Source organism: Pedobacter sp. (genome assembly GCF_039594775.1).
GTDB lineage: Bacteria > Bacteroidota > Bacteroidia > Sphingobacteriales > Sphingobacteriaceae > Pedobacter.
Map to the genome: position 1 here is coordinate 95,710 of NZ_JBCNMT010000002.1, position 23,846 is coordinate 119,555.

Annotated in this window: 21 protein-coding genes; 17 read left to right on the forward strand and 4 right to left on the reverse strand. The window is 39.7% G+C overall.

Features of this window, described 5'->3' with window-relative positions:
* Positions 1-43: 43 nt before the first annotated feature.
* From ABDV71_RS06570 to ABDV71_RS06600, 7 genes are all read left to right on the forward strand, one after another.
* On the forward strand, positions 44-1,114 hold the full coding sequence (locus ABDV71_RS06570) for an endo-1,4-beta-xylanase (protein WP_343531645.1): 1,071 nt from the start codon (positions 44-46) through the stop codon (positions 1,112-1,114).
* 8 nt (positions 1,115-1,122) lie between these two features.
* Positions 1,123-3,603, forward strand: coding sequence for a gliding motility-associated C-terminal domain-containing protein (locus ABDV71_RS06575; RefSeq protein ID WP_343531646.1), 2,481 nt, complete (start codon positions 1,123-1,125; stop codon positions 3,601-3,603).
* 92 nt (positions 3,604-3,695) lie between these two features.
* Complete coding sequence (locus tag ABDV71_RS06580) at positions 3,696-4,589, forward strand: PorP/SprF family type IX secretion system membrane protein (protein WP_343531647.1); 894 nt, start codon at positions 3,696-3,698, stop codon at positions 4,587-4,589.
* Positions 4,590-4,768: 179 nt separating this feature from the next.
* The gene (locus tag ABDV71_RS06585) at positions 4,769-6,370 is read left to right on the forward strand and encodes a hypothetical protein (protein ID WP_343531648.1); all 1,602 of its coding nucleotides are present in this window, start codon (positions 4,769-4,771) and stop codon (positions 6,368-6,370) included.
* 158 nt (positions 6,371-6,528) lie between these two features.
* Positions 6,529-7,770 carry an endo-1,4-beta-xylanase gene (locus ABDV71_RS06590; RefSeq protein WP_343531649.1) on the forward strand — a complete coding sequence of 414 codons (1,242 nt, stop codon included), beginning with the start codon at positions 6,529-6,531 and terminating at the stop codon, positions 7,768-7,770.
* Positions 7,771-7,785: 15 nt separating this feature from the next.
* Entirely contained in the window at positions 7,786-10,005 is a 2,220-nt protein-coding gene (gene bglX / locus ABDV71_RS06595) for a beta-glucosidase BglX (protein WP_343531650.1), read from the forward strand.
* Positions 10,006-10,202: 197 nt separating this feature from the next.
* Positions 10,203-10,661, forward strand: a complete 459-nt coding sequence (locus ABDV71_RS06600; protein ID WP_343531651.1) for an effector binding domain-containing protein — start codon at positions 10,203-10,205, stop codon at positions 10,659-10,661.
* Between the two features lie 72 nt (positions 10,662-10,733).
* Here the strand turns inward: ABDV71_RS06600 and ahcY are convergent, their stop codons facing one another.
* Positions 10,734-12,050 carry an adenosylhomocysteinase gene (ahcY, locus tag ABDV71_RS06605; RefSeq protein WP_343531653.1) on the reverse strand — a complete coding sequence of 439 codons (1,317 nt, stop codon included), beginning with the start codon at positions 12,048-12,050 and terminating at the stop codon, positions 10,734-10,736.
* Positions 12,051-12,581: 531 nt separating this feature from the next.
* Between ahcY and ABDV71_RS06610 the strand changes: the two genes are divergently transcribed.
* Positions 12,582-15,059, forward strand: coding sequence for a hypothetical protein (locus tag ABDV71_RS06610; RefSeq protein ID WP_343531654.1), 2,478 nt, complete (start codon positions 12,582-12,584; stop codon positions 15,057-15,059).
* 49 nt (positions 15,060-15,108) lie between these two features.
* Here ABDV71_RS06610 and ABDV71_RS06615 read toward each other — a convergent pair whose 3' ends face one another.
* Positions 15,109-15,867 carry a DUF1080 domain-containing protein gene (locus ABDV71_RS06615; RefSeq protein WP_343531655.1) on the reverse strand — a complete coding sequence of 253 codons (759 nt, stop codon included), beginning with the start codon at positions 15,865-15,867 and terminating at the stop codon, positions 15,109-15,111.
* 88 nt (positions 15,868-15,955) lie between these two features.
* On the opposite strand from ABDV71_RS06615, the gene ABDV71_RS06620 reads away from it, so the two are divergent.
* The 3 genes from ABDV71_RS06620 (at position 15,956) to ABDV71_RS06630 (ending at position 17,339) form a co-directional block, all read left to right on the forward strand.
* Positions 15,956-16,309 carry a DUF2752 domain-containing protein gene (locus tag ABDV71_RS06620; protein ID WP_343531656.1) on the forward strand — a complete coding sequence of 118 codons (354 nt, stop codon included), beginning with the start codon at positions 15,956-15,958 and terminating at the stop codon, positions 16,307-16,309.
* A 4-nt stretch (positions 16,310-16,313) separates the two neighbouring features.
* A complete protein-coding gene (locus tag ABDV71_RS06625) occupies positions 16,314-16,793 on the forward strand; it encodes a CCC motif membrane protein (protein WP_343531657.1) in 480 nt (159 codons plus the stop codon).
* 135 nt (positions 16,794-16,928) lie between these two features.
* Positions 16,929-17,339: a BrxA/BrxB family bacilliredoxin gene (locus ABDV71_RS06630; RefSeq protein WP_343531658.1), complete on the forward strand. Its 411-nt coding sequence runs from the start codon at positions 16,929-16,931 to the stop codon at positions 17,337-17,339.
* Between the two features lie 167 nt (positions 17,340-17,506).
* On the opposite strand, the gene cdaA is transcribed toward ABDV71_RS06630, so the two are convergent.
* Together cdaA and folP are read right to left on the reverse strand one after the other, a co-directional pair.
* Positions 17,507-18,298, reverse strand: a complete 792-nt coding sequence (cdaA, locus tag ABDV71_RS06635; protein ID WP_343531659.1) for a diadenylate cyclase CdaA — start codon at positions 18,296-18,298, stop codon at positions 17,507-17,509.
* 86 nt (positions 18,299-18,384) lie between these two features.
* Positions 18,385-19,248: a dihydropteroate synthase gene (folP, locus tag ABDV71_RS06640; RefSeq protein ID WP_343531660.1), complete on the reverse strand. Its 864-nt coding sequence runs from the start codon at positions 19,246-19,248 to the stop codon at positions 18,385-18,387.
* Positions 19,249-19,308: 60 nt separating this feature from the next.
* Here folP and ABDV71_RS06645 point away from each other — a divergent pair, with 60 nt between their 5' ends.
* The 6 genes from ABDV71_RS06645 (at position 19,309) to ABDV71_RS06670 (ending at position 23,762) form a co-directional block, all read left to right on the forward strand.
* A complete protein-coding gene (locus ABDV71_RS06645; protein ID WP_343531662.1) occupies positions 19,309-19,851 on the forward strand; it encodes a DUF1599 domain-containing protein in 543 nt (180 codons plus the stop codon).
* Positions 19,852-19,876: 25 nt separating this feature from the next.
* Positions 19,877-20,623 (forward strand): phytanoyl-CoA dioxygenase family protein, encoded by a 747-nt coding sequence (locus ABDV71_RS06650; protein ID WP_343531663.1) that lies wholly within the window; start codon positions 19,877-19,879, stop codon positions 20,621-20,623.
* Between the two features lie 10 nt (positions 20,624-20,633).
* Positions 20,634-21,785 (forward strand): BT_3928 family protein, encoded by a 1,152-nt coding sequence (locus tag ABDV71_RS06655; protein ID WP_343531665.1) that lies wholly within the window; start codon positions 20,634-20,636, stop codon positions 21,783-21,785.
* Positions 21,785-22,840 carry an ABC transporter permease gene (locus tag ABDV71_RS06660; protein ID WP_343531666.1) on the forward strand — a complete coding sequence of 352 codons (1,056 nt, stop codon included), beginning with the start codon at positions 21,785-21,787 and terminating at the stop codon, positions 22,838-22,840. Before ABDV71_RS06655 ends, ABDV71_RS06660 begins: the two co-directional genes overlap by 1 nt.
* 3 nt (positions 22,841-22,843) lie before the next feature.
* Positions 22,844-23,290, forward strand: a complete 447-nt coding sequence (locus ABDV71_RS06665; protein WP_343531667.1) for a DinB family protein — start codon at positions 22,844-22,846, stop codon at positions 23,288-23,290.
* Positions 23,291-23,396: 106 nt separating this feature from the next.
* Positions 23,397-23,762 carry a four helix bundle protein gene (locus tag ABDV71_RS06670; RefSeq protein WP_343531668.1) on the forward strand — a complete coding sequence of 122 codons (366 nt, stop codon included), beginning with the start codon at positions 23,397-23,399 and terminating at the stop codon, positions 23,760-23,762.
* Positions 23,763-23,846: the final 84 nt, after the last annotated feature.

Sequence of the window (23,846 nt, forward strand, 5' to 3'; positions counted from 1 at the left end):
TCATCATCTAAGTCTTAATCCTAAACACTAAAAAAAGATGAAAATGCATAGCATATTATTATTGGCACTCGGAATCATTTTCGGAGGTTGCTTAAAAGGACAGGACGACCCTGTATTTCCATCGCCAGAATTGACCATCCCTATTGATGAAAGCGTGACCCTACAAAAAGCATTGCCTTTTAAGTTTGGTGCAGCAGTAAACAATAGTTTGCTACGATCAAAAGCAGCCTACCGCGACGTAGTGATCAAGGAATTTAATAGCCTTACGGCAGAAAATGCCATGAAGTTTGCCCAACTACATCCTTCAGAAAATACCTACACCTGGACAGAGGCAGACTATTTGGTTGATTTTGCACAACAAAACGGTAAGCGAGTTCATGGTCATACGCTGATCTGGTACAAAAACCCACCAAATTGGGTGTTGAATTATCAAGGTGATGCTGCGGCTTGGGATAAATTATTGAAGGACCATATCCAAACCGTAGTAACACGTTATAAAGGCAAGGTAACTTCATGGGATGTAGTCAATGAAGCTGTAGCGGAAAATGGTACGTTGAGAGATTGCATTTGGTTGCAAAAATTAGGCCCTGAATATATTGATAAAAGCTTTATCTACGCCCACCAAGCTGATCCAGATGCCTTGTTGTTCTATAACGATTATGGTCATGAATTTGGACCAACCAAACGTACGGCGATCTTAAATCTTGTGGCTGGCTTGCAACAAAAAGGAGTGCCCATTCACGGGATTGGTATGCAAATGCACACCCGTTATACGCAATCAAATGCCAACATTGCTGCAGCTATTAATACCGCCGCCGCTACAGGTTTAAAAGTGCATATCGCGGAGTTGGATATTGCCATGAATCCCGATAACATTCAAGATTTAACTTATAGCGCAGGTTTGGCCGAGCAGCAAAAAGCGAAATACGAATACATTGTACGTACCTACAATGCCATCCCTAAAAACCAACAATTTGGTATTACCACGTGGAATGTTGGTGATGCTGATACCTGGATAAGGGGGGAGTACAACCGACCTGATTGGCCACTGCCTTTTGATGATAATTACAAAAGAAAAGCAGCTTATCAGGGAATTTTGGATGGCGTAAAGTAAAAACAAATATGAAGAAAACCATACTCTTAATCATAGGTGCTTTGGCCATCATCAGTACAGCCTTTGCACAATTTACTTCCGATAACATTGTGGTTTATCGTTTTGGTGATGGTAGCCCCTTGGTAAACGGTGGTAAGGTTCCGGTATTTATTGATGAATATAACCCGTCAACAGGAGAAAAAGTGCGTACCATTGTGGTTCCAAGAACGGCTAACGGAAGCAATTATGGCTTAGAAGGTTTGGGCTTGACCGCTGGAGGAGCTTATGAAACAGAAGGTTTTCCAACCTTATCTCGCGATGGTGAAATCCTATCTATCATTGGTCGCCATCCTAGCATAGCCAATAACTTTGTTATAGCTACTATTAACGGTGCGGGCACCATCAATGCCAATACCCTTGTTGTAGATGATATTGGCGCACCACGTTCGGCAGTAGCCGAAGGCACAGCTATTTACTATAATGGTTATCAAAATGGGGTGTGGTATAAAACCCTGGGTACTACCAATGCTGGGGTAAGAGTTTCGGCAGGGCAGGCTGCGCCTAGAGTACTGTCTATCGGTGAAACCATTTTTGGAACCAATGATGGGCTACGCCTATTTGCACCCATAGGTGGTAGTTCACAACCAGTGTTAGCTAATGTCTCACCGTTGCCTACAAGTTCGGTCAATTTTGCCACTACGCCCAATTTTCCTTCTACCGCTAGACCATTCAATGTACATCATGCCGTGGCCATTAAAGCTTACGGACGTACCATCGTCTATCTTATTGATGATGGAAATGCCACAAGTACAGCGCCCGTTATCAGAAAATACCGTACCAATGCAGGTGGTACCGATTGGCTATCCTTAGGAAGTGTAAATGTGCCAGCCAATACCAAAAACTTAGCGGCAAAATTTGACGCCAACGGGGTGAAGCTTTATTTTACCACCTTGGGAACGCCAGGTACGCAAAATTCGCAATTGTACTTGCTTAATGATGATTTTAACGACAATAATGACGATACCAAACAATTAACGGGAACACCAACACTTATTGCTACAGCGCCAGCGAATACTTCTTTTAGGGGAGTAACCTTGGTGCCAGGTTATCGCAAAGCACCATCAGCATTAGAAGCCAATGTGATTTCTTTAACAGAAGTAAGGTTAAAGTGGGTTGACAATTCTACCACCGAAAGTGGTTATGAAATTGAGCGTTCAACCGATGGGACTAATTTCAGTTTGTTAACTACCACTGCGGCAAATGCCATTCAATATGTCGATAATACCATTACGGCAGGCTCAACTTATTATTATCGAGTTCGAGGCGTTGAAGGAAGTACCCGTACCATTTATACCAATCCTGCCAAGGCCGAACTTGGCGCAGGAATGATTACTGATCTTAACTTGAATAGTGCTACGGTGTATGAAAATCAAGACCCAGGAACATTGGTGGGAACCCTTTCGGTACTGCCAGCCAATACTACAAATGTGGTTTACACCTTGGTGGCTGGAAACGGAGATGCTGATAATGCTAAATTCATGATTGCGGGAGATAAGCTGCAAAACAGTGTTAAACTGGATTATGAGACACAGTCAACTTATCAAGTTAGGGTAAGGGCAACTTCGCCTTCAAATTTTATTTATGAAGAAACTTTCACCGTTACCGTTAATGATGTAAATGAAGCACCAACGATGGCTGCCATTGGCGATAAGTTTATTTGTGTCAGCGCTGATGAACATGTGATTTCATTAACAGGAATTACTCCAGGTCCGGAGACGGCTCAAACCTTAACAGCGGCTATAAGTTCAAACCAAGCAGCATTTTTTCAAAGCTTACAAATTAACCTATTGGCTGGAGGAAATGCAGAAATTCGCTATCGTTTAAATGCTAATGCTATTGGAGAACCTCAAATTACTGTGACCTTGAAAGATAACGGTGGTACCGCTAATGGAGGGGTTGATACTTATACCGAGACCTTTAAATTGAAGATTTACGAATATCCAACGGCGGCCATCAGCTCAGATAAAGGCGCTAGTGTGGATAAAGGGACTACCGTTAGACTTACCGCAACAGGTGGCAGCATTTATCAATGGGAAAGTAATGGTAGCATTATTGGCGTAACCAATACGGCAAGCATTACGGTAAGACCGCAAGTGAACACCATTTACAAAGTAACCGTACAAAATGAAGGTGCTTGTGCCAGCGTAGCTGAATTTACTTTAAATGTGAATGACAATTACAACATCGTTACCGCGGCTAATCTGGTTTCGCCAAATGGCGATGGGGTAAACGATTTCTGGCTCATCAAAAACATTGACATGTATCCAGAAAGTGTGGTGAAAGTATTTGATAAAACAGGCCGAGTAATCTTCACCAAAAAGGGCTACCAAAATGATTGGGACGGCAAGGTGGCAGGATCATCCTTAAAGGAAGATACCTATTACTATATCATTGATTTTGGTGCTGGATTGCCTAAAAAGAAAGGTGCGCTAACCATGATGAACAATTAATCCCAATAAGTAAAAAGGTAAAAGTCAGAAAGAAAAAAAGCTAAGCCCATTGATTAGAAAGGGAGGATTTAGCAAAAATTAAAATTACTCGAATGAAAGTAAAAATGAATATCAAATACCTGTTTGTACTCTTCGGGCTGGTCAATCTCAATACTGCCTTCGCTCAACTCAGTCCAATGGGAAATATGTATTTCTACAACCAGTACTTGGGCAATCCAGCCATGGCGGGAGCTGCCGAGAAAGTGAACCTCAACCTTTTGTTCCGTAAGCAATTTAACGAAGTGCCCAATGCACCAATCTATCAAATGTTTACGGGCGAATTTGCTTATACAGATCGAGCTGCGGTGGGTTTAAATGTCGATCTTTCCAAAAGTGGTTTGATCAATTATACCCGCATCATGGGAACCTACGCTTACCATTTGCCTGTAAGTGAGGCAGGAAAGTTGCACTTCGGATTGTCCATTGGCGTAGCCAGAGAATCAATCAATAGGAACGATATCACTGCAGAAAATTATGATCCCGTAGTGAACCGTTTCAATGACAGAGGTTACAGGCTGGATGGTGATTTTGGAGTTGCCTTTACAGATGAAAAACTGAATGTGCAAGCAACGTGGCTTAATTTACATAACCAACTAAATACCGATCCCAACTTTGTGGCAGGCATTAACTACGCTACCTTTTTCACCGCAGTTTCCTATAAAATTCCAGCGGGTAAAGATTTTACAGTAGAACCTAAAATGGTTTATCGTGGAATTAAGGGCATGGATAATATTGTAGAAGGTGGACTGGGTTTGTCTTACCAACAGAAGTTCAATCTCTTTGGGTTGTATCACAGTACTAATAATGCTACCGTAGGCTTAGGTTTCAAATATGATCAATTTAATATCAGCGGGATATACAGCATCGGCCCATCGGCCATCCGCTCGTTCACGGGCGGCGATTTTGAAATAGGCCTCGGTTGGACATTAAAAACGAAAACTAAATAATGGCTAATAGCAAAACCAACTAACCCCTAGCTACTAATACCTAGTTCCTAATTAGCCAATGAGATAATTAACAAACAGCACTAACCAACACATTATCAAATCATCGAATTAACCAATTAAATCAACTAACTCCTAACTACTAACCCCTAGTTCCTAATTAAAAAACCAACGAATAGCGTATGAAAAGAAAACTACTTACTATTATTTTCGCAGCCTTTAGCACTTTAAGTGCTTGGGCCCAATTTGCGGCAGGCAATTTAGCGGTTTACCGCTATGGCGACGGAACTGCCATGGCCAGTGGTAATCGTGCAGCCGTTTTCGTGGATGAGTACACTCCTTCTGGCACTTTTGTGAGGACCTATACCATTCCAAGAACTGCGGCGGGAGGTAACTACGGCTTTGAAGGCTTGGGATTAACAGCGTCCAATTCATTTGAAAACGAAGGTTATCCCGTACTTTCCAAAGATGGTACCACCATGTCAATCATAGGTTACAACCCGGCGCAAACAGGTGAGTTTGTGATCGGTACATTGAATGCTGCAGGAACTTGGACTGCAAATACCTTAGTGATAGACGCTATTGGTACGCCACGTTCGGCAGTGGTAGAAGGAACCGCCGTTTATTTTAATGGCTTTCAAAACGGTGTGAGGTATAAAACATTGGGTACCACAGGAGCTTCTACCCGAGTATCTACAGGTTTAGATGCGCCGCGTGTATTGACCATTGCCGATACTTATTTTTCAGCCTCCAACAATGGCCTTAAGCTATTTGCCCCAAATGCATTAACCAGTATTCCCAATTCACCGCTGCCTACCACTTCGGTAACTTTTGCCACTACGCCGAATATTCCCGGAGCCGCACCATTGACAAAAGCGCATCAAGTAGCGGCCATCAAAACGGCCAATAACAGAACCCTTGTTTATGTAATTGATGACGCCGACGGCGCACCTACTTTAAAGAAATATAGGTCTAATGCTGCCGGCACAGATTGGGTGTCGTTCGGAAGCATTGCCGTTCCTGCCAATACCAGAAGCATTACTGCGGTTTACAGCAGCACCACAGGCGTGAAATTATACCTAACCAGTTATGGAACCGTAGGTGGAAATAATTCGAAGTTATATACCTATAGCGATAATTTCACATTAGCCACCGAAGGTAGTGTAGCTGCAATTTCAGGAAGTTTAACAGAACTGGCTACGGCACCAGCCAACACTACTTTTCGTGGTGTAACCATGGCTCCAGGAACTAATGTGCTTCCAGTAATATTAACCGCATTTAATGCTAACGAAAAAAATGGTTACATCCGTTTAAACTGGACGACCACTAGCGAAATCAATGCATCGCATTACAATATTTTGCGCTCATCAACTGCAAATAACTTTCAAAAAATAGATCAAGTAGGAGCAAAAGGAGCATCTAATTATAGTTTTGTTGATGAAAAGCCACTACCAGGTATTAACTATTATCAGTTAGAGCAAGTTGATTTTAATGGTGACAAAGTACATTTTGGACCAGTAAGTGCGGCCATCCCCGTGCCTAAAACAAATTTTGATATCTCGAAATATGGAGACAACATCGAATTACATATCTATGCTGTTAAAGCACAAAATGGTAAAATAGAACTGGCCGATGTGAATGGTAAAATTGCTTACAGCCAATCCACATCTTTAGAAAAAGGCTACAATAAAATTGTAGTTCCCGCGGGCAAATTGTCCAAAGGTTTAGCCATCATTAGTTTAAATACAACAGAAGGTAAATTGGCTAAAAAGACTGTTTTGTAATTTCTTTGACTGCCATTAACACTTTTTACACGCTACGTTCCAGACGCTCTCAACACGCTCTATGCGCTCTTAAGTTTTCGGAAGGCTATCCAATAAGTTGGAAATTATTTTTTGGATAGCCTTCTATTTACTTAGTCAACCTTAACCAAATATAAATCATGAACAAAGTAACTATCACCGTACTGGTGCTGGGCAGCATGCTTAGTGCCTGTAAAAAACAAGAGAAAGCATTGGAAACAGTCAATCTATCTCCCGAAAAAACAATGGCAATAAGTGCTGCTACGGTAAGTACCATATTGCAGGAGGTAAATCCCGACATTATCGTTGGAGCGGCTGTAAACTCTAATAAGTTTGGCGTGACGGCCTATAAAGATTTGGCGAAAGAGCAATACAATAGTATTACTGCGGAGAATGATATGAAGATGAATAGCCTAAACCCTTCAAAATTTGTATGGGATTTTGGCATACAAGGAAATGGCATAGAAGAGAAGAACGAAAAGATACCCAACTTGGCAAAAGACCACGGCGAAAAGCGGATACATGGCCATGCTTTGGTTTGGCATAGGGCATTGCCACAATGGGTAACCAATGTAGAGAGCAACACACCCGTAGCGGCAAGGGCTGATACCCTTAATGCCATTATGAAACGACATATAGATAAAACAGTAGGTTTTTACAGTCAATATTATAAAGGTGGAAGCCCATTGCTGCCCCTGTTGAAATCATGGGATGTAGTGAATGAAGCTTATTATGATGATGGAACCCTGAGAGGGAACTTAAATTTAGATAGCCAAGGCAATGATATTGGCAGTATTTGGAAAAGATATATGGGCGAAATTTATATCGAGAAAGCATTTAGATATGCCAGATTAGCGGCAAGAGCCAATCAAAACTGGAAATTGAAATTGTTTTACAATGATTACGGCCATGAGTATTCCACTGCCAAGCTAAACGCGATTTACAATAAAGTGATGGAGTTAAAGCCTATGACCGAGGGGGGCGACCCCATCATTAATGGAGTAGGCTTGCAAATGCACATCAGATATAATACCCCTTTAACGAGTATAAGAGCTGCCATACAGAAAATGAAAGAAACAGGCTTGTTGGTACATATCGCTGAACTTGATATTTCCCTTTTGGGGCCTAACGAAACTTCAGTGCCGGCAGCAGATTTGACCAATCGCAGAAACCTACAAAAATCATTGTATTATAATGTGGCCAAAGCCTATCAGGAAATTGTACCTGTAAACCAAAGATGGGGCATTACCCTATGGAACATTGGCGATGCCGATTCAGCCTGGGGATTGAATGCCGAAGCCACTTTATTTGACACTACTTACCAAAAGAAACAAAATTTTTGGAACTTTAGAGACGGACTTAATTTGCAGTTAACACCATAAAACTTAAAACAACAAATGAACAAATTTTTAAGCCTTACCCTTTTATTGAGTGCAACAGTAGCCACTCAAACATTTGCACAGCGAAAAACCATCGAGCAAAGGGTCGACTCGGTCATGAAATTGATGACCCTCACCGAAAAAATCGGACAATTGAACCAATACTCAGGAAGAGAAGTAACTGGGCCAGCCAGCGATAGGAAAAATTATTTGCTGAACGATATCAAAAGCGGCATGGTAGGGTCCATGTTAAATGTAAAGGGAGTAAAGGACACGAAGGAGATACAAGCGATCGCCTTACAATCTCGCTTAAAAATTCCTTTGTTATTCAGTTTAGACGTGATACATGGCTATAAAACCGTATTTCCAATTCCATTGGCTGAGTCTGCTTCGTGGGACTTGAGTATTATCAGAAGATCAGCAGAAGTAGCCGCAGAAGAGTCGGCTGCTTCGGGTATTCATTGGACCTTTGCGCCAATGGTGGATATTGCTCGTGATCCGCGTTGGGGAAGGGTAATGGAAGGTGCTGGTGAAGATCCTTATTTAGGTTCGCAGATTGCCAAAGCAAGGGTGCTTGGTTTTCAGGGCGAGAAATTAGGAGCATTAGATAGAATTATGGCCTGTGCCAAACATTTCGCTGCTTATGGTGCTTCAATGGCTGGAAGAGATTATAATCCGGTGGACTTAAGCAAGCAACAATTGCACGAAATCTATTTACCTCCATTTAAAGCAGCGGCTGACGCTGGAGTAGCTACTTTTATGAACTCTTTCAATACGTTAAATGGAATTCCAGCCACCGGAAATGCTTATTTACAACGCGACATCCTTAAAGGAAGCTGGAATTACAAAGGATTTGTCGTAAGCGATTGGGGTTCTATTGGCGAGATGATTCCTTGGGGTTTTGCTAAAAACTTAAACGAAGCGTCTGAAAAAGCTATTGTAGCGGGTAGCGATATGGATATGGAAAGCGAAGCCTACAAAAAAGAATTGGAGAAGCTGGTGAAAAGTGGTAAAGTAGCGGAGAAATACATTGACGATGCGGTAAAAAGAATTTTATACAAAAAGTTTGAATTAGGTTTGTTTGACAATCCTTATCGTTTCTCTGATGAAAAGAGAGAGCAAAAGGTAATGAATGATCCTAAATACAAAGCCGTTGCATTGGCCGCAGCACAAAAGTCAATTGTATTGTTAAAGAACAATAATAACACCTTGCCACTGAGCAAATCCATTAAGAACTTAGCCCTAATTGGTCCTTTGGTAAATGCTAAAAGAGATCAGGCTGGAAACTGGACGGTATATATTGATACGGCAAATATCGTGAGTGTTCACGAAGGCGTTCAACAGAAAATAAAAAGTGCGAAGCTTACCTACGCACAAGGCACAACAGTTAAAGATACTTTAACCAATGGGTTTGCGGAGGCCGTAAACACTGCCAAAAATGCGGATGCCGTAGTGATGGTTCTTGGTGAAACTTGGGATTTTAGTGGAGAAGCAAAATCTCGTAGTGATATTTCTTTGCCAGGTAAGCAAGAGGAATTGTTTAAAGCCGTTAAAGCTACTGGAAAGCCTGTAATTGTGGTGTTAATGGCGGGCCGTCCCTTAGTATTTAATACCATTGCAGCACAAGCCGATGCAGTGGTATACGCTTGGCTTTTGGGAGATCAGGGAGGTAATGCCATTGCCGATGTATTGTTTGGAGACTACAATCCTTCAGGTAAATTGCCGATCAGCTTTCCAAGAAATGTAGGACAGATTCCTATTTTCTATAACCATTACAATACCGGTCGTCCAGTAACCAAATCGGGTGATATTCGTTATAAATCTGCTTATATTGATGTATCAAATGATCCCCAATTTGCCTTTGGTCATGGGTTGAGCTACACTACATTTAGTTATAGCAATTTGAAATTATCTAGTATCACCATTAACCAAAAGGAAAGCGTAAAAGTTAGTTTCACCTTAACCAATACAGGTAAGGTAGAAGGGGAGGAAGTAGCGCAACTTTATATCCAAGATACCTTTGCTTCAGTAGTGAGACCCGTGAAAGAATTGAGGGATTTTGCAAAAGTGAAGCTAAAACCAGGAGAAAGCAAAGAAATCAGTTTTGAACTGAGTCCAGAGAAATTAGCTTTTTATCAGGAAGAAAAAGGCTGGATCACCGAACCTGGAGAATTTAAGGTGATGGTAGGTGCAGCCTCAAATGATATCAAGCTGAAATCTTCTTTTGAACTGAAATAAGCTTTTTCGCTTTAGACTTACGAAGTTTCGAAAACTTCGTAAGTCTTATTAACCGTATACAGTTCGTTCTTTTTAGCGTCATCTCAACAACAGCATAGCTAGGAGAGATCTAACGACTAGTAACATAAAATCAACGACCGATGACTGACATTCCACCTAAATGTTTTTCGTAATTTGGTGCCAACTAAATCATGGTTATGAACAAAACAAACATCCCCAAATTTAGGTTGATCGGTATCAGTTTAGGCCGCAAAACCTACAACGCCAACGGTCAGTCAGGTATTGATTGTGGCCAACTATGGCAAACCTTTGAACAAGAAAAAATCTTCAATCAAATCAATGACAAAATAGCCGACGATTGTTATGCGGTTTACTATGATTATGACGGCGACCATACTCAACCTTTCGCTTATTTTATTGGCTGTAAAGTAAGTGCTGATGCCGTAGTTCCAGAAGGTTTGGAGGCATTACAAATCCCTGAACAGGAATATGTGCATTATGTAGCCAAAGGTAAAATGCCCGATTGCGTAGCCAATGTTTGGCGGGAAATTTGGCAAACCGATTACCCAAGAAACTACCAATACGATTTTGAGATCTACAGTGCTAAAAGTTTCGATTGGAATAATGCCGAAGTAGATGTATTCATAGGAGCTTAGTTCATATTTTTAAGCAAAACAAAAAGGGATGAAGTTTTGGCTCCATCCCTTTTTTATTTACGTTTTACAGAACTAGTATCTGTAAGCTTCAGGTTTGTAAGGACCTTCTACCGAAACGCCAATATATTCTGCTTGGTGTTGATCAAGAACATCTAATTCAACGCCAATTTTTTCTAAGTGTAAACGAGCCACTTTCTCATCCAAATGCTTAGGCAATACATAAACTTTGTTTTCATACTGACCTGAGTTAGTCCAAAGTTCCAATTGAGCCAAAGTTTGGTTAGTGAATGAATTACTCATTACAAAGCTTGGGTGACCAGTAGCACAACCTAAGTTTACCAAACGACCTTCAGCCAATACAATTACATCTTTACCATCAATAGTATATTTATCTACCTGAGGTTTGATTTCTACTTTAGTGTGGCCATAGTTTTTGTTTAACCAAGCCATATCAATTTCGTTATCGAAGTGACCGATGTTACAAACAATCGCTTTATCTTTTAATGATTTGAAGTGCTCGCCACGAACGATATCGCAGTTACCAGTAGTGGTTACTACAATGTCTGCTTCTTTAACTGCGTTAGCGAATTTTTTCACTTCGTAACCTTCCATTGCTGCTTGTAAAGCACAAATTGGGTCAATTTCAGTTACAATTACACGTACGCCTTGTGAACTTAATGAAGCGGCCGAACCTTTACCTACGTCGCCATAACCAGCAACTACAGCAACTTTACCAGCCATCATGACGTCAGTAGCACGACGGATTGCATCTACTAATGATTCACGACATCCGTATTTGTTATCGAATTTAGATTTGGTAACTGAATCGTTAACGTTAATTGCAGGTAAGTGCAAAGTACCGTTTTTCATACGCTCGTATAAACGGTGAACGCCGGTAGTCGTTTCTTCCGATAAACCTTTAATGCCAGCAATTAACTCTGGATATTTGTCAAATACCATGTTGGTCAAATCGCCACCGTCGTCTAAAATCATATTTAACGGTTGACGCTCTGGACCAAAGTGTAAGGTTTGCTCAATACACCAGTCAAATTCTTCTTCGTTTAAGCCTTTCCAAGCATATACCTGAATACCAGCAGCAGCAATAGCAGCAGCAGCGTGATCTTGTGTTGAGAAGATGTTACATGAAGACCAAGTAACCTCAGCGCCAAGTTCCACTAAAGTTTCAATTAAAACTGCAGTTTGGATGGTCATGTGTAAACATCCTGCAATTCTAGCGCCTTTTAGGGGTTTTGTCGGACCAAATTCTTTTCTTAATGACATTAAGCCTGGCATTTCAGCCTCTGCCAATTCAATCTCTTTGCGGCCCCATTCCGCCAGTGAAATGTCCTTAACTTTATAAGGTACATAAGTTGTCTCTACTGATGACATGTTTATTGTTTTTTAATTGTTTGAAAATTAATTTTTTAAGTGGATTTTGAAAGTTGTTTGCCCACTATTTGCCCGAAATCATATTCTTGTAGCCGTTTCGGAGATGCAAAATTACGTAATAGTTTGACCAATATCAAAAGCTTAGTATTTAAGAGTTTCATTACTTCTTAACACTATGCCCTTAGCCACTACTTATAAAAATATTTATATGAGGTATTTCTTATTTCTTCAAAAGAAGTTATAGTCTTAATGATATCGTTATCTATTTCATCATAATCCTCATTAGATGGCTCGTATTCTATAAAAAAAACAAATAATTAGGTTTTATATATAGCTCTTCATAAGCCTTTAATAAGCGATTCCCATCGATAATGAAGTAGTAGTTGTGGTGAAAATAAACTCCACGACCATTCCTGATAAATTAGTATACCTGCGATATAATTGATAATTTACACCGTTTCCTTTTTACTAATTGTTATGGTTTCTATCCTTATTCGTTCATTTATCATTTTGTTTTGCTGTTTATACAGTATGACGCTTAAAGCGCAAGATAAAGCCGCAAAAAGACCACTTCAGTTAGATTCTTTTGCCAACCATAAAGCAAAACAGCTTATTTATCTGCAGTTAAGTAAAGGTGTATTTGAAACTGGGGAAGATTTATGGTTCAAAGCCTACCATATGGATTCTAGGTCCTTCGAGCCCTCAATTTTGGATACCACCATGTACCTGCAGCTCCGCCAAGAGCACACCCGTAAGCTGATTGCTCAAGAAAAATTTTTGATTAAAAATGGTTTTTCCGACGGGCATCTACAGCTCCCAGATACAATTCCACCTGGTAACTATATCCTTATGGCCTTTTCCCGTAGCGCCATTTTAAATGATAGTACGGAGTACAAAAGTTTGCGGAGACTCAAAATCATGAAGCGTATTCAAAGCCAACTTCAGGTAGAGGTTTCTAATCAGATCACAGGTATAGCTCCATCAGAAGAGGTTATTGTTAATGTGAGGGCAATGATGCAAAAAGTGCCTGTAAAAAATGCTAAAGTAGCCATCAGTAAATTTGTGGCTGGCACATTAACAACTCAGCTTACCGCTAGCACAAATGCGAACGGCCAGGCTACCTTAAAATTTAAATTGCAAGAGGCTGATGAAAACGTGTGGTTTGATATTCAGACCAGTTATCAGCAGGAAGTTGTCAATAATCAGTTGCGCCTTCCAATTGGCAAAGCTGAAACGATATCCCTTAACTTTTTTCCGGAAGGTGGGCATTTGGTAGCTGGAGAACATAATGAAGTTGCTTTTATGGCTAGACAAGACGGGAAGCCCAGGGAAGTTGTTGCTCAGTTATTGGAAAATGGAAAGCCAGTGGCAACGCTGAAAAGTGTACATGATGGGATGGGAAAATTCAGTATAATACCTAAAAAAGGTGCACAATATATTGTGAAGATAAACGGTCAGGATAATTCATATAAGCTTCCGCTAATTGAGCAAAGTGGCACTGTATTGAGAATGATCAGACAAACAGATAGGAATATTTCTTTTCTGCTTACTCGAAATAATACTGACTCGAATAAACAAGTGTTTATATCCACCCAGGTGAGAGGAATGACATTCGCCGTTTATAAAGCGCAACTTTTAAAAGATTCACTCTCTTTTAATCTGCCAAAAGAAAAGCTGCCGCAGGGCATTATCGAACTTACGGTGTACAACGCCGACACTATACCAATTGTAGAACGGCTGATTTATCTGGATCGTGGTGAAAAAATTTCGATTAATGCTAATTTTTCTCAGCCAGAGTATAAAAAGAAAGACAAAGTTGTTTTGAGCCTTGTTGCTAAAAATGAAAAAGGAGAGCCCGTAATTGGGCATTTCGGAATAAGTGTATATGATGCGCTCTACCAAAACAATCTTGATCATTCGAATATCGCCGCTCACGCACAGCTCACTAGCCAGATTAGAGGATCGGTCACAAATCCCGAATATTACTTCGATGAGTCCAACAAAGAAAGAGCATTTTTTTTAGATTTATTGTTGATGACGCAGGGCTGGAGAAAATACCAATGGGGCGGTGATGAGCTGCTTAATTCCAAGGCTGGTGAAAATTTTATAGACAATCATGTTCGGGGAAAAATAACAAGCAGAACTAGCATTCCAGAAGCTCTGCTCGCATTCACGCCTGATAGATATGGTTTAAATCCAATTGAAGTTGCCAAAAATGGTAGCTTCAGTATATCAAAGGAACAAATGGCGTTGTCATCTCAGGGCTATATTTATGTGAAGCCGCTTGGAACAGAAGAGGTTATCAAAAATGCCACAATTTCGATTTCAGATGCTTTTGATAAGATCAATGAGTCCCTGAACCGCAAAAAAATCATTTCCGCGACTTTTGTAGACTCCGAAAAAAAAGATACCCTAACGTCACTTCCGAAATTGCCTGGTGTGGTTTCGCTGGAGCAAGTGAATATTACGGCAAAAGCAATACAAACTAGGATTTATAGAGACAAGTACATGGCAAAGCTAGATAGCAACGCCAGATTTTCTGGTAATTTTGATTATGTTGGGAAATGTGGTTGGCTAAACTGCGGCTCATGTGGTTCTGGAACTAAGCCTGTTGAGGGTGTTTCGTACAGCCGCTACAAAGACGGAAGGGTTCCCACGCATGGTAGTTTCAGTTATAATGATGTATTGAAAACACCCTATGAATATCCGAACTATACCGATGAACAGTTGCTGAAATTATTCAATATACATCGGGTTCAGTCTTTTGCAAAGAACAAAGTGTTTTACGCACCTGATTATGAGCAACACCCAGAAGAAAAAAACCTAGCTGATTACCGGAATACCCTGATTTGGAATCCATCGGTCATTACAAATGAGAAAGGAGAAGCTAGTATTTCCTTCTATTGTTCAGACATCACCGGAAAGTTTATCGCAAACCTTGAAGGAATCGATTCTGCAGGAAGGCTGGGGCAGGCAAAACTTCTTTTTTTTGTAAAAGAAGATAAATAAAAACAAAAAAGCGTAGCCCCGATTATCCGCTACGCTTTTAAGGAGATTTTTACAACTCCCTTATCCAAATATTTCTAAAGCTAATAGGTTCACTTGGATCCCCATGGTCTTGTAACTTGATAGGACAGGCACCATGTGCCTTTTTATAGGAGGGTGCGCCAATGTATTGTGTAGGGCCTGTAAGCGTGATGTTGTTTTGCACTAACACGCCATTAAAAAATACCGTTACTCTTGCTGGTGTGTTTAATGAGCCATTGGCATTGAAAGTAGGAGCGGTCCAAATCACATCATAAGTTTGCCATTCACCTGGTTTTTTATTGGCATTAGCCAAAGGCACAAACTGTTTGTAAATACTGCCCGCTTGTCCGTTTACGTAGGTATCATTATTGTAGTTGTCCAAAATTTGTAATTCGTAACCATCATCGCCGCCGCCGGTAGAAGCTAAAAATAAACCACTATTGCCTCTTCCTTGACCTTTGCCTGTAATGTTGGCAGGAATCTTCCATTCCAAGTGCAATTGGTAGTTTAAAAACGACTTTTTGGTTTGGATATTACCAGTGCCTTTTTTGACGGTAAATGCACCATCGGCAACGGTCCATTGTGCAGGCTTACTATTATCTTTTACAGAAACCCATTGATCTAAGTTTTTGCCATCAAAAAGGATGAGGGCATCAGAAGGGGCATCAGCAAAATGGGCCCCTGTGCTTACCTTTGGGGGTACGGGTTTATAAACTTCGGTATCTTCTGGTTTTTGAGCATTGGCATTAAACGCTAAAAAAGATAATGCTAGTAAGATTAAACGTTTCATTATTTCAAATATTTAATAGAAAAACAATCCAATAATTAATAAACAGCATAGGTATAATTAGAAGGCAATTTAATATTTTAGCAGTTAAATGAAAGGAGCATCAGTCGTATTTTTTTTATTGCTTATTAGCGAGGGTAGCGGCTTGGTCCATTGGCTTGAAAAGCATTTATTATCCTGCCCCTTTAAAACATGGACTGGAATAGATTGCCCTGGCTGCGGTCTTCAAAGGTCGTTGGTAGCCTTGCTAAAAGGTGATTTTTTGGCATCTTTTAAGTTTTATCCTGCTACCCTGCCCATTTTGGGACTATTCATTTTAACCATTCTTCATCTTAAATTTGATTTTAAAAACGGTGCATTCCTCATCAAACTGATGTATATCTTTGCTGCCGTAATTATTGTAATGAATTATATATATAAGATTTATCACCAACAATTATTCTAAAACTATGTCAGAGGAACAAGAGGGGCAAGTGCCAAACAACCAAGAAAATACACCAAATCCACAGTGGCAGCCAAACTCTGGTGGCTACAAAAACATTAATCAACCCAATCCGAATGATTCTTTTCCTCCATATGGTGGAGGTTTTGGCGGTATGCAAATGGCCCTGCCAAATGCAACGCTTGTTTTGGTGCTAGGAATCTTATCTATTGTAACCTGTTGCTGTTTTTATGGTTTAATAGGGTTGGCACTTGGTATAGTTGCCTTGATTTTGAGCAGAAAGGATAGGACAAATTATTTCGCCAATATGAACTATTACACGGTAAGTTCCTATAAGAACTTAAGTGCAGGTCGTGTTTGTGCTATTATCGGTTTAATTTTAAGTGCTATTACGGTGTTCGTATGTATTGTATTTGCCATTTTCTATGGTTTTAATACCCTTACCGATCAAGAAGCATTGAAAGAGGTATTGAGAGAATTACAATAGAGATTGGCGATGAAAAATGATGGTTATGCAGAATGGTATAACATCATCTGAATGTTAAACTTAAATGCCAAGTAGCCAAAGTCATATAATGATAGACAAAATCACTATTTTTGTAGCCATATTTAAAAAATAGTTATGTATCCAGAATATTTAGTAGAACCAATGCGTGCCGAATTAACGAACGTTGGTTTTGATGAGTTGAAAACTCCTGAAGAGGTTGATGCTGCAATTAAGAGCGAAGGAACTGTGTTTGTAGTGGTGAACTCTGTTTGTGGCTGTGCAGCTGCCAATGCTCGTCCTGCGGCTAAATTAGCTGCTGCCAATGCAAAACATCCAAACAAATTGGTAACTGTTTTTGCAGGTATGGAAAAAGATGCGGTAGACAGAGCAAGATCATATATGATGCCTTTCCCTCCATCTTCGCCATCAATGGCTTTGTTTAAAGATGGCAAATTGGTGCACATTATTGAGCGTCATCAAATTGAAGGCAGACCAGCACAAATGATCGCCGAAAACTTAATTGGTGCATTTGAGCAATACTGTTAGTTCATAGATAAAAAATAAGGGAGCAAAAATTAGAGGTCACTCTTTAATCTTTGCTCCTTTTTATTTGCTTGCATTTTTAGTTTTAAGCTTTATGCTCGTAACTCTTTCGCTCTTAGTCCTTATTCTTTGCTCCTTATTCTTTGCTCCTTACTCCTAATTCCTGGCTCTTAAAAATCTTTATTAAGTAGTTTTTCCAATTCGCCGAAGGAAACATTCATACGTACACGACCCTGTTTCGCATAGGCAATTTCTCCAGTTTCTTCTGATATGATGACGGCAACAGCATCAGTAGATTCGGAAACGCCAATCCCAGCCCTGTGTCTCAATCCAAATTGCGCTGGAAGTTTGTTGTTATCTGTAAGTGGTAATATGCAACTGGCACTTTTGATTTTGTTTTCAGAGATTACTACAGCACCATCATGCAAAGGGCTGTGCTTTTGAAAGATGCTTTCCAACAAGCGCTTAGATATTTTACTGTCGATGATTTCGCAACTATTGGTAAAAAATTCGTCATCATAATATTTCACAAATACGATCAGGGCTCCTGTGCGGGATTTCTTCATGCTTTTGCAGGCGTCAATAATAGGTTTTATCCTTAACAGGTTATTTTGTTCGATATTTTTACTGCCAAATAAATACCCCCACCAAGCTTTGTTTTTTTGCAGAAAGGTAGTTTTGCCAATATGTAGTAAAAACCGCCTGATCTCGGGCTGGAAAATAATCACCAGTGCCAAAATACCAACACTCATAAACTTGTTGATAATGGCTTCCAGCAACTCCATGTGTAAGCCTTTTACAATATAGTACACCAGCACGATGATGATCATGCCCAATACCAGGTTTACGGCTAAGGTGTTTCGGATAAGGCTGTAGATATAGTAGATCAAAACTGCTACCAATATCACATCGATAGCGTCAATCCAGGTAATTTTAAGGAAATCAAAGTCGAGGTTTTTCATTATTGTACAAGATAAGTATTTTTTAGGTGTTAGGCACCAGTGGCTAGGTACTAGTTGAAAAAGCTAGTGAATAATGAACCAGTGAACTAATAAACCGATGAACTAATTCTACTAACCAACTCCACACATTCCACAGCTTCTTTTACATCATGCACCCTTAAAATATTAGCGCCTTTAAGCAAAGCTGTGGTGTTGAGCACTGTAGTGCCATTTAAGGCCTCTTCTGTTTTAATGCCAAGTGCTTTGGTGATCATCGACTTTCTAGAAAAACCCACCAACAAGGGCAATTCGAAGAAATTGAGCAGTTCCATTTCTTTCAACAGTTGGTAGTTGTGGTCTAAAGTTTTAGCAAAACCAAATCCTGGGTCAAGAATAATGTCTTTCACGCCAAGGTTTTGCAATGTTTTGATCTTCTCGTTGAAATAGACGAAAACTTCCTTGGTTATATTTTCGTAAGTAGGGCTATCCTGCATGTTTTGCGGAGTGCCTTTCATGTGCATCATGATGTAGGGCACTTGCAGTTTGGCTACGGTTTCGAACATTTTTTCGTCGAGGTTGCCAGCGGCAATATCATTGACCAAGTGGGCGCCAGCATGAATACTTTCTTCCGCTACTTTTGCCCTAAAAGTATCCACAGACAAAAGCACTTCTGGAAACGATTCGTTAATGGCTTTGATGGTTGGTACCATGCGTTGCAATTCTTCCTCTTCGCTTACTTCTGCTGCGCCTGGTCGTGAAGAATAAGCCCCTAGATCTATGAACTTTGCACCAGCTTTTACAAAATGTTCAACCCTGCCCAATGCATCGTCAATACTCTTTGCACGACTGTTCTGGTAAAACGAATCGGGAGTGAGGTTAAGGATTGCCATGACCGAAGGCTGGCTGATGTCAACAACTTTGCCTTTGCAGTTTAGCGTTTGTTTTCGGTTTAAAAATGTATCTTTAGCCATCAGTTAACAAAAAACAAAAATAGCCGTTTTATTGGCTAAACTTTAAATATTTTAATTGTTTTGGCATCAAATACTTCTTTAGAATTCGATCAGGTGATTGCGGTTTGCAGATCGTTATTTATTAAAAAAACCAAAGATTATGGTACTGCTTGGCGTATTCTGCGTCCTGCTTCTATTACCGATCAGATATTTATCAAGGCGCAAAGGATCAGAACGCTAGAAGAAAAAAAGGTTTCTAAAGTAGGAGAGGATATTTCTTCGGAATATATTGGAATCATCAATTATTGCGTCATGGCCATCTTACAATTGGAACTTGGAGAAAACGAACCCAATGAGTTAGGCGTAGAGGTTGTGGAAGCTTATTATGACGAACGTGTAAAAGAAACAAAGGATTTGATGTTTGATAAAAACCACGATTACGGCGAAGCTTGGCGTGATATGCGCATCAGCTCATTAACAGATCTGATTTTGATGAAAATCTTAAGAGTGAAGCAAATTGAGGATAACGATGGGCAAACACTGGCTTCTGAAGGAATCAAAGCCAACTATCAGGATATGTTGAACTATGCTGTATTTGCATTGATTAAATTGGGGGTGGCTTAGAAAGTTGAAAGTAAAAAGTTAAAAGTTGAAAGACGAGCGTTCAAATTCTTCAGTAAAAAAGGCAAATGTTTTGCTAAAGCAAGAGATTGATGAATTTGGATTTTCAATGGTGAATAACATCTATACCGAGGAAGAAATCAAACAAATCCTGACTGTAATTGAGGCCGCCAATAGCGATAAGGCTACTTTTAGAAAATCAGAAGATTTATTTGCCATTAGACAGTTTTTGAGAGAGCTTCCAGAAATTAGGGCTATTATTTTTAACGATAAATTAAAACAAATTCTTAACGGCGTTTTTGGAGATAGATACTTCGTCGTAAAAAGCATTTATTTTGATAAGCCCGAAAAGTCTAATTGGTATGTAGCCTATCACCAAGATTTGACGATTTCGGTAGACCAAAAAGTTACGCTTGAAGGTTTTGGCCCATGGACAGTGAAACAAAACCAGTTTGCAGTACAGCCCCCAATTGATATTTTAGAAAGAAATTTTACCCTTAGAGTTCATTTAGATGATACCAATGGTGGTAATGGAGCCTTAAAAGTTATTCCTATATCTCATTTGAAAGGAATTTATAGACCCGAAACCATCAATTGGGAAAGGGAACAAGAGGTTGTTTGTGAAGTGGGTAAAGGAGGAGTGATGTTCATGAAGCCCTTGTTGTTGCACAGTTCAAGTCGTACAACTAATGGCCAAAAAAGAAGGGTTATACATATAGAGTTTTCTGATGTTGAACTGCCAAACAGTTTACAATGGTCGGAGAGGTTAAATTAACGATTTAGATATGAAAAAAGCACTTTTCAATTTTTCGAAATGGTTTGTGGGGATCTTGTTTATTTTTTCGGGATTAATAAAAGCCAATGACCCTATTGGCTTTGGTTATAAACTACAAGAGTATTTTTCTGTTTTCCATATGAGTTTTCTCGACGGTTGGGCAACAGGCATTGCTATCTTGTTGTGTGTATTGGAAATCGTGTTTGGTGCATTGTTGTTGTTGGGAATTTTCAGAAATTTTGTGGTAAAAGGTTTGTTGGGCACCATTATATTTTTCACTTTCCTCACTTTTGTTTCAGCTGCTTTTAAAGTGGTTACTTCTTGTGGTTGTTTTGGTGATGCCATTCCGCTAACCCCTTGGCAATCGTTCAGTAAAGATATAGTTCTATTGTTGCTGATCATTTACTTGTACATCAAAAAAGATTGGATTAAACCCGTTACAGAAAAACCAGGTTTGCAAAGTGCGCTGTTTGCTGCGGTTTTTACTGCTTCACTGTTATTCGGAACTTTTACCTATAACTATCTGCCAATCATTGATTTTCTTCCTTATAAAGTAGGTTCAAATATTCCGGAGAATATGAAAATCCCTGAGGGCGCACCTGTGGATGAGTACTTGATCATGTACGATCTAAAAAACAAAAAAACTGGTGAAACCAAGACCATGAGCGACAAGGAGTACATGGGCAAAGAGGTTTGGAAAGATGACAATTGGGAGGTAACAGGCTCTCCATCGCGTAAGCTGATTAAAAAGGGCTACGACGTGAAAATTAAAGACCTGCTCATTACCGATGCTTCGGGAACCGATTATACCAAAGAAATTGTAGAAAATCCGTATTACAGTTTGGTAGTAGTGGCCTATAACTTGAATGAAACTAGTGAAAATGCTATCGCTAACATTAACGCTTTGGCTTTAAATGCTGCCGAGCAGTTTAATATCAGGACTGTATTACTTACTTCTAGCTCGGCACGTGATGCAGAGAAGTTTAGTAAGCGTATGAAATTATTTATGGAGGCCTTTTATGCAGATGGTGTGCCGTTGAAAAGTATGGTGAGGGCAAACCCTGGAGTATTGTTGCTTAAAAATGGAACCATTGTCAACAAATGGCATTATCATTCGTTACCTTCGTTTGATCAGTTAACCGAAAAATATTTCAGTAAATAATGGGCATTTACGCAATTAGAAAGCTATTATACGGATTGGCAGTTATGGCCGGTGTAGTTGCCGTGGTGTTTGTATTATTCAATATACTGCCTGGTGATCCTGCTCGTATGACCATGGGACAACGTTCGGACGTGCAATCACTGGAAGCAGTGCGTAAAGAGTTTGGCTTAGATAAATCAAAACCTGAACAGTTTTTTCTGTATGTAAATGATTTGTCGCCTATCAGCATTCATCCTTACAATGCAGAGAGCCAAGAGAAATATCATTACCTCAAGTTATTTAAAATAGGGGATAATGCCTTGGTACTAAAGAAGCCGTATTTGCGCAGGTCTTACCAAACTAAAAGAGATGTGACGACCATTCTGTCGGAAACGGTACCCAATACTTTTGTATTGGCGCTAACGGCCATGATATTTGCGACCGTTATTGGCGTATTTTTAGGCGTGCTGTCGGCGGTATATAAAGGTACTTGGATAGATAAGGCAGCTAATATGTTCGCTATTTTGGGTATTTCGGCGCCAGCTTTCTTTGCGGGAATTATTATTGCTTGGTTGTTTGGTTTTGTATTGTCAGACTATACAGGACTAAACATGAGCGGTAGTTTATATAGCTATGATCCTTTTAAAGGTGAGGTAATTACATTGAGGAACCTATGGTTGCCCATGATTACCTTAGGCCTTAGGCCTTTGGCCATTATTGTGCAGCTTACCCGTAGCGCCATGTTGGATGTACTTTCGCAAGATTATATCCGCACGGCTAGGGCAAAAGGGCTTTCTCGTAAAACGATTATCTATAAACATGCTTTAAAAAATGCTTTAAACCCGGTAATTACTGCTATTTCAGGTTGGTTTGCTTCACTGTTAGCAGGATCGTTTTTTGTAGAATATATTTTTGGTTATAACGGTTTGGGTCGTACCACGGTGTATGCCTTGGAAATGTCCGATTTTCCTGTAGTTATGGGGTCTATCTTATTTATTGCCTTTGTTTTTGTGGTGGTCAATATTTTGGTTGATTTGTTGTATGCCTGGATTGATCCGAGAGTGAAATTAGCCTAACCAATGGATATTAAGGAGTTTATTAAGTATACCAAAAAGGCCGACGAAATCATGATTGAGGCTTTGGCCAATACAGGTTTTTCTATTCCTGAAGCGAATACTTTGCTGAGTCATGTATTGAGTGCACAGCACATTTGGGTAAAACGAATGTTGAATGAGCAGCCTGAATACGCGGTTTGGGAAGTATTGCCTCCCGAGAAATTTGAATCTATTTATGTTTACAATTTAGCTTTGCTTGAAAATATTGCTGAAACAAAATCTCTGGATGAAGTGATTAACTATTCCAATTCGGCGGGTAACGTGTTTAGCAGCACGGTTGGTGAAATTTTAATGCATGTTTGTAATCATGGCACTTACCATCGAGGGCAATTGGCCAAAATGTTAAAGCAGGCAGGTTTTGCCGTACCACTTACGGATTATATTATGTTAAAGCGGCAGGGATTGATATAAATAGACTGGTTAATCGATGAAAAGGTTAATTGTTTAATCGTTGATTTTTAAATTGCATAGGTATAGCTTGTCTTCTTGTAAACCACTAACCAATTAACCAAATTATATGCATGTCTACTCTTTTGAAAAATTAGAAACTTGGCAAAAAGCCAGAATATTTAGAAAGGAAATTTATCTTTTAACCAAGAAATTTCCTAAAGAAGAACTATTTGGTTTAATTAGCCAGATAAAACGCTCGGCGAGCAGTATAGGAGATTGTCTTGCTGAAGGTTCAGCGAGAATTACTTCTAAAGACAAAGCTCATTTTGTAACGATGTCTTATGCAAGTGCAATTGAAACGGTCAATCATCTCGTAGGTGCATTCGATTTAGAATTCATTACTGAAGAAGAGTACGAATATTTCAGAGTAAAGCTGGATGAAATAGCAAACAAGTTGAATGCTTTAAGAAATTCAATACTCAAAAATAAATAGACAATTCGAGAGAGTTTAGTTAACGGTTGAATTCTTAAATTGCACCTGTTAACTTACGGTTATTTTAATGGACGGTAAAGCTAA

Coding starts and splice junctions, on each gene's coding strand:
- ABDV71_RS06670 (WP_343531668.1), top strand. CDS start 23,397: ATGCATGTCTACTCTTTTGAAAAATTAGAAACTTGGCAAAAAGCCAGA.
- ABDV71_RS06665 (WP_343531667.1), top strand. CDS start 22,844: ATGGATATTAAGGAGTTTATTAAGTATACCAAAAAGGCCGACGAAATC.
- ABDV71_RS06615 (WP_343531655.1), bottom strand. CDS start 15,867: ATGAAACGTTTAATCTTACTAGCATTATCTTTTTTAGCGTTTAATGCC.
- ABDV71_RS06585 (WP_343531648.1), top strand. CDS start 4,769: ATGAAAAGAAAACTACTTACTATTATTTTCGCAGCCTTTAGCACTTTA.
- ahcY (WP_343531653.1), bottom strand. CDS start 12,050: ATGTCATCAGTAGAGACAACTTATGTACCTTATAAAGTTAAGGACATT.
- ABDV71_RS06630 (WP_343531658.1), top strand. CDS start 16,929: ATGTATCCAGAATATTTAGTAGAACCAATGCGTGCCGAATTAACGAAC.
- ABDV71_RS06600 (WP_343531651.1), top strand. CDS start 10,203: ATGAACAAAACAAACATCCCCAAATTTAGGTTGATCGGTATCAGTTTA.
- bglX (WP_343531650.1), top strand. CDS start 7,786: ATGAACAAATTTTTAAGCCTTACCCTTTTATTGAGTGCAACAGTAGCC.
- cdaA (WP_343531659.1), bottom strand. CDS start 18,298: ATGAAAAACCTCGACTTTGATTTCCTTAAAATTACCTGGATTGACGCT.
- ABDV71_RS06660 (WP_343531666.1), top strand. CDS start 21,785: ATGGGCATTTACGCAATTAGAAAGCTATTATACGGATTGGCAGTTATG.
- ABDV71_RS06620 (WP_343531656.1), top strand. CDS start 15,956: ATGAAAGGAGCATCAGTCGTATTTTTTTTATTGCTTATTAGCGAGGGT.
- ABDV71_RS06575 (WP_343531646.1), top strand. CDS start 1,123: ATGAAGAAAACCATACTCTTAATCATAGGTGCTTTGGCCATCATCAGT.
- folP (WP_343531660.1), bottom strand. CDS start 19,248: ATGGCTAAAGATACATTTTTAAACCGAAAACAAACGCTAAACTGCAAA.
- ABDV71_RS06655 (WP_343531665.1), top strand. CDS start 20,634: ATGAAAAAAGCACTTTTCAATTTTTCGAAATGGTTTGTGGGGATCTTG.
- ABDV71_RS06590 (WP_343531649.1), top strand. CDS start 6,529: ATGAACAAAGTAACTATCACCGTACTGGTGCTGGGCAGCATGCTTAGT.
- ABDV71_RS06625 (WP_343531657.1), top strand. CDS start 16,314: ATGTCAGAGGAACAAGAGGGGCAAGTGCCAAACAACCAAGAAAATACA.
- ABDV71_RS06610 (WP_343531654.1), top strand. CDS start 12,582: ATGACGCTTAAAGCGCAAGATAAAGCCGCAAAAAGACCACTTCAGTTA.
- ABDV71_RS06570 (WP_343531645.1), top strand. CDS start 44: ATGCATAGCATATTATTATTGGCACTCGGAATCATTTTCGGAGGTTGC.
- ABDV71_RS06580 (WP_343531647.1), top strand. CDS start 3,696: ATGAAAGTAAAAATGAATATCAAATACCTGTTTGTACTCTTCGGGCTG.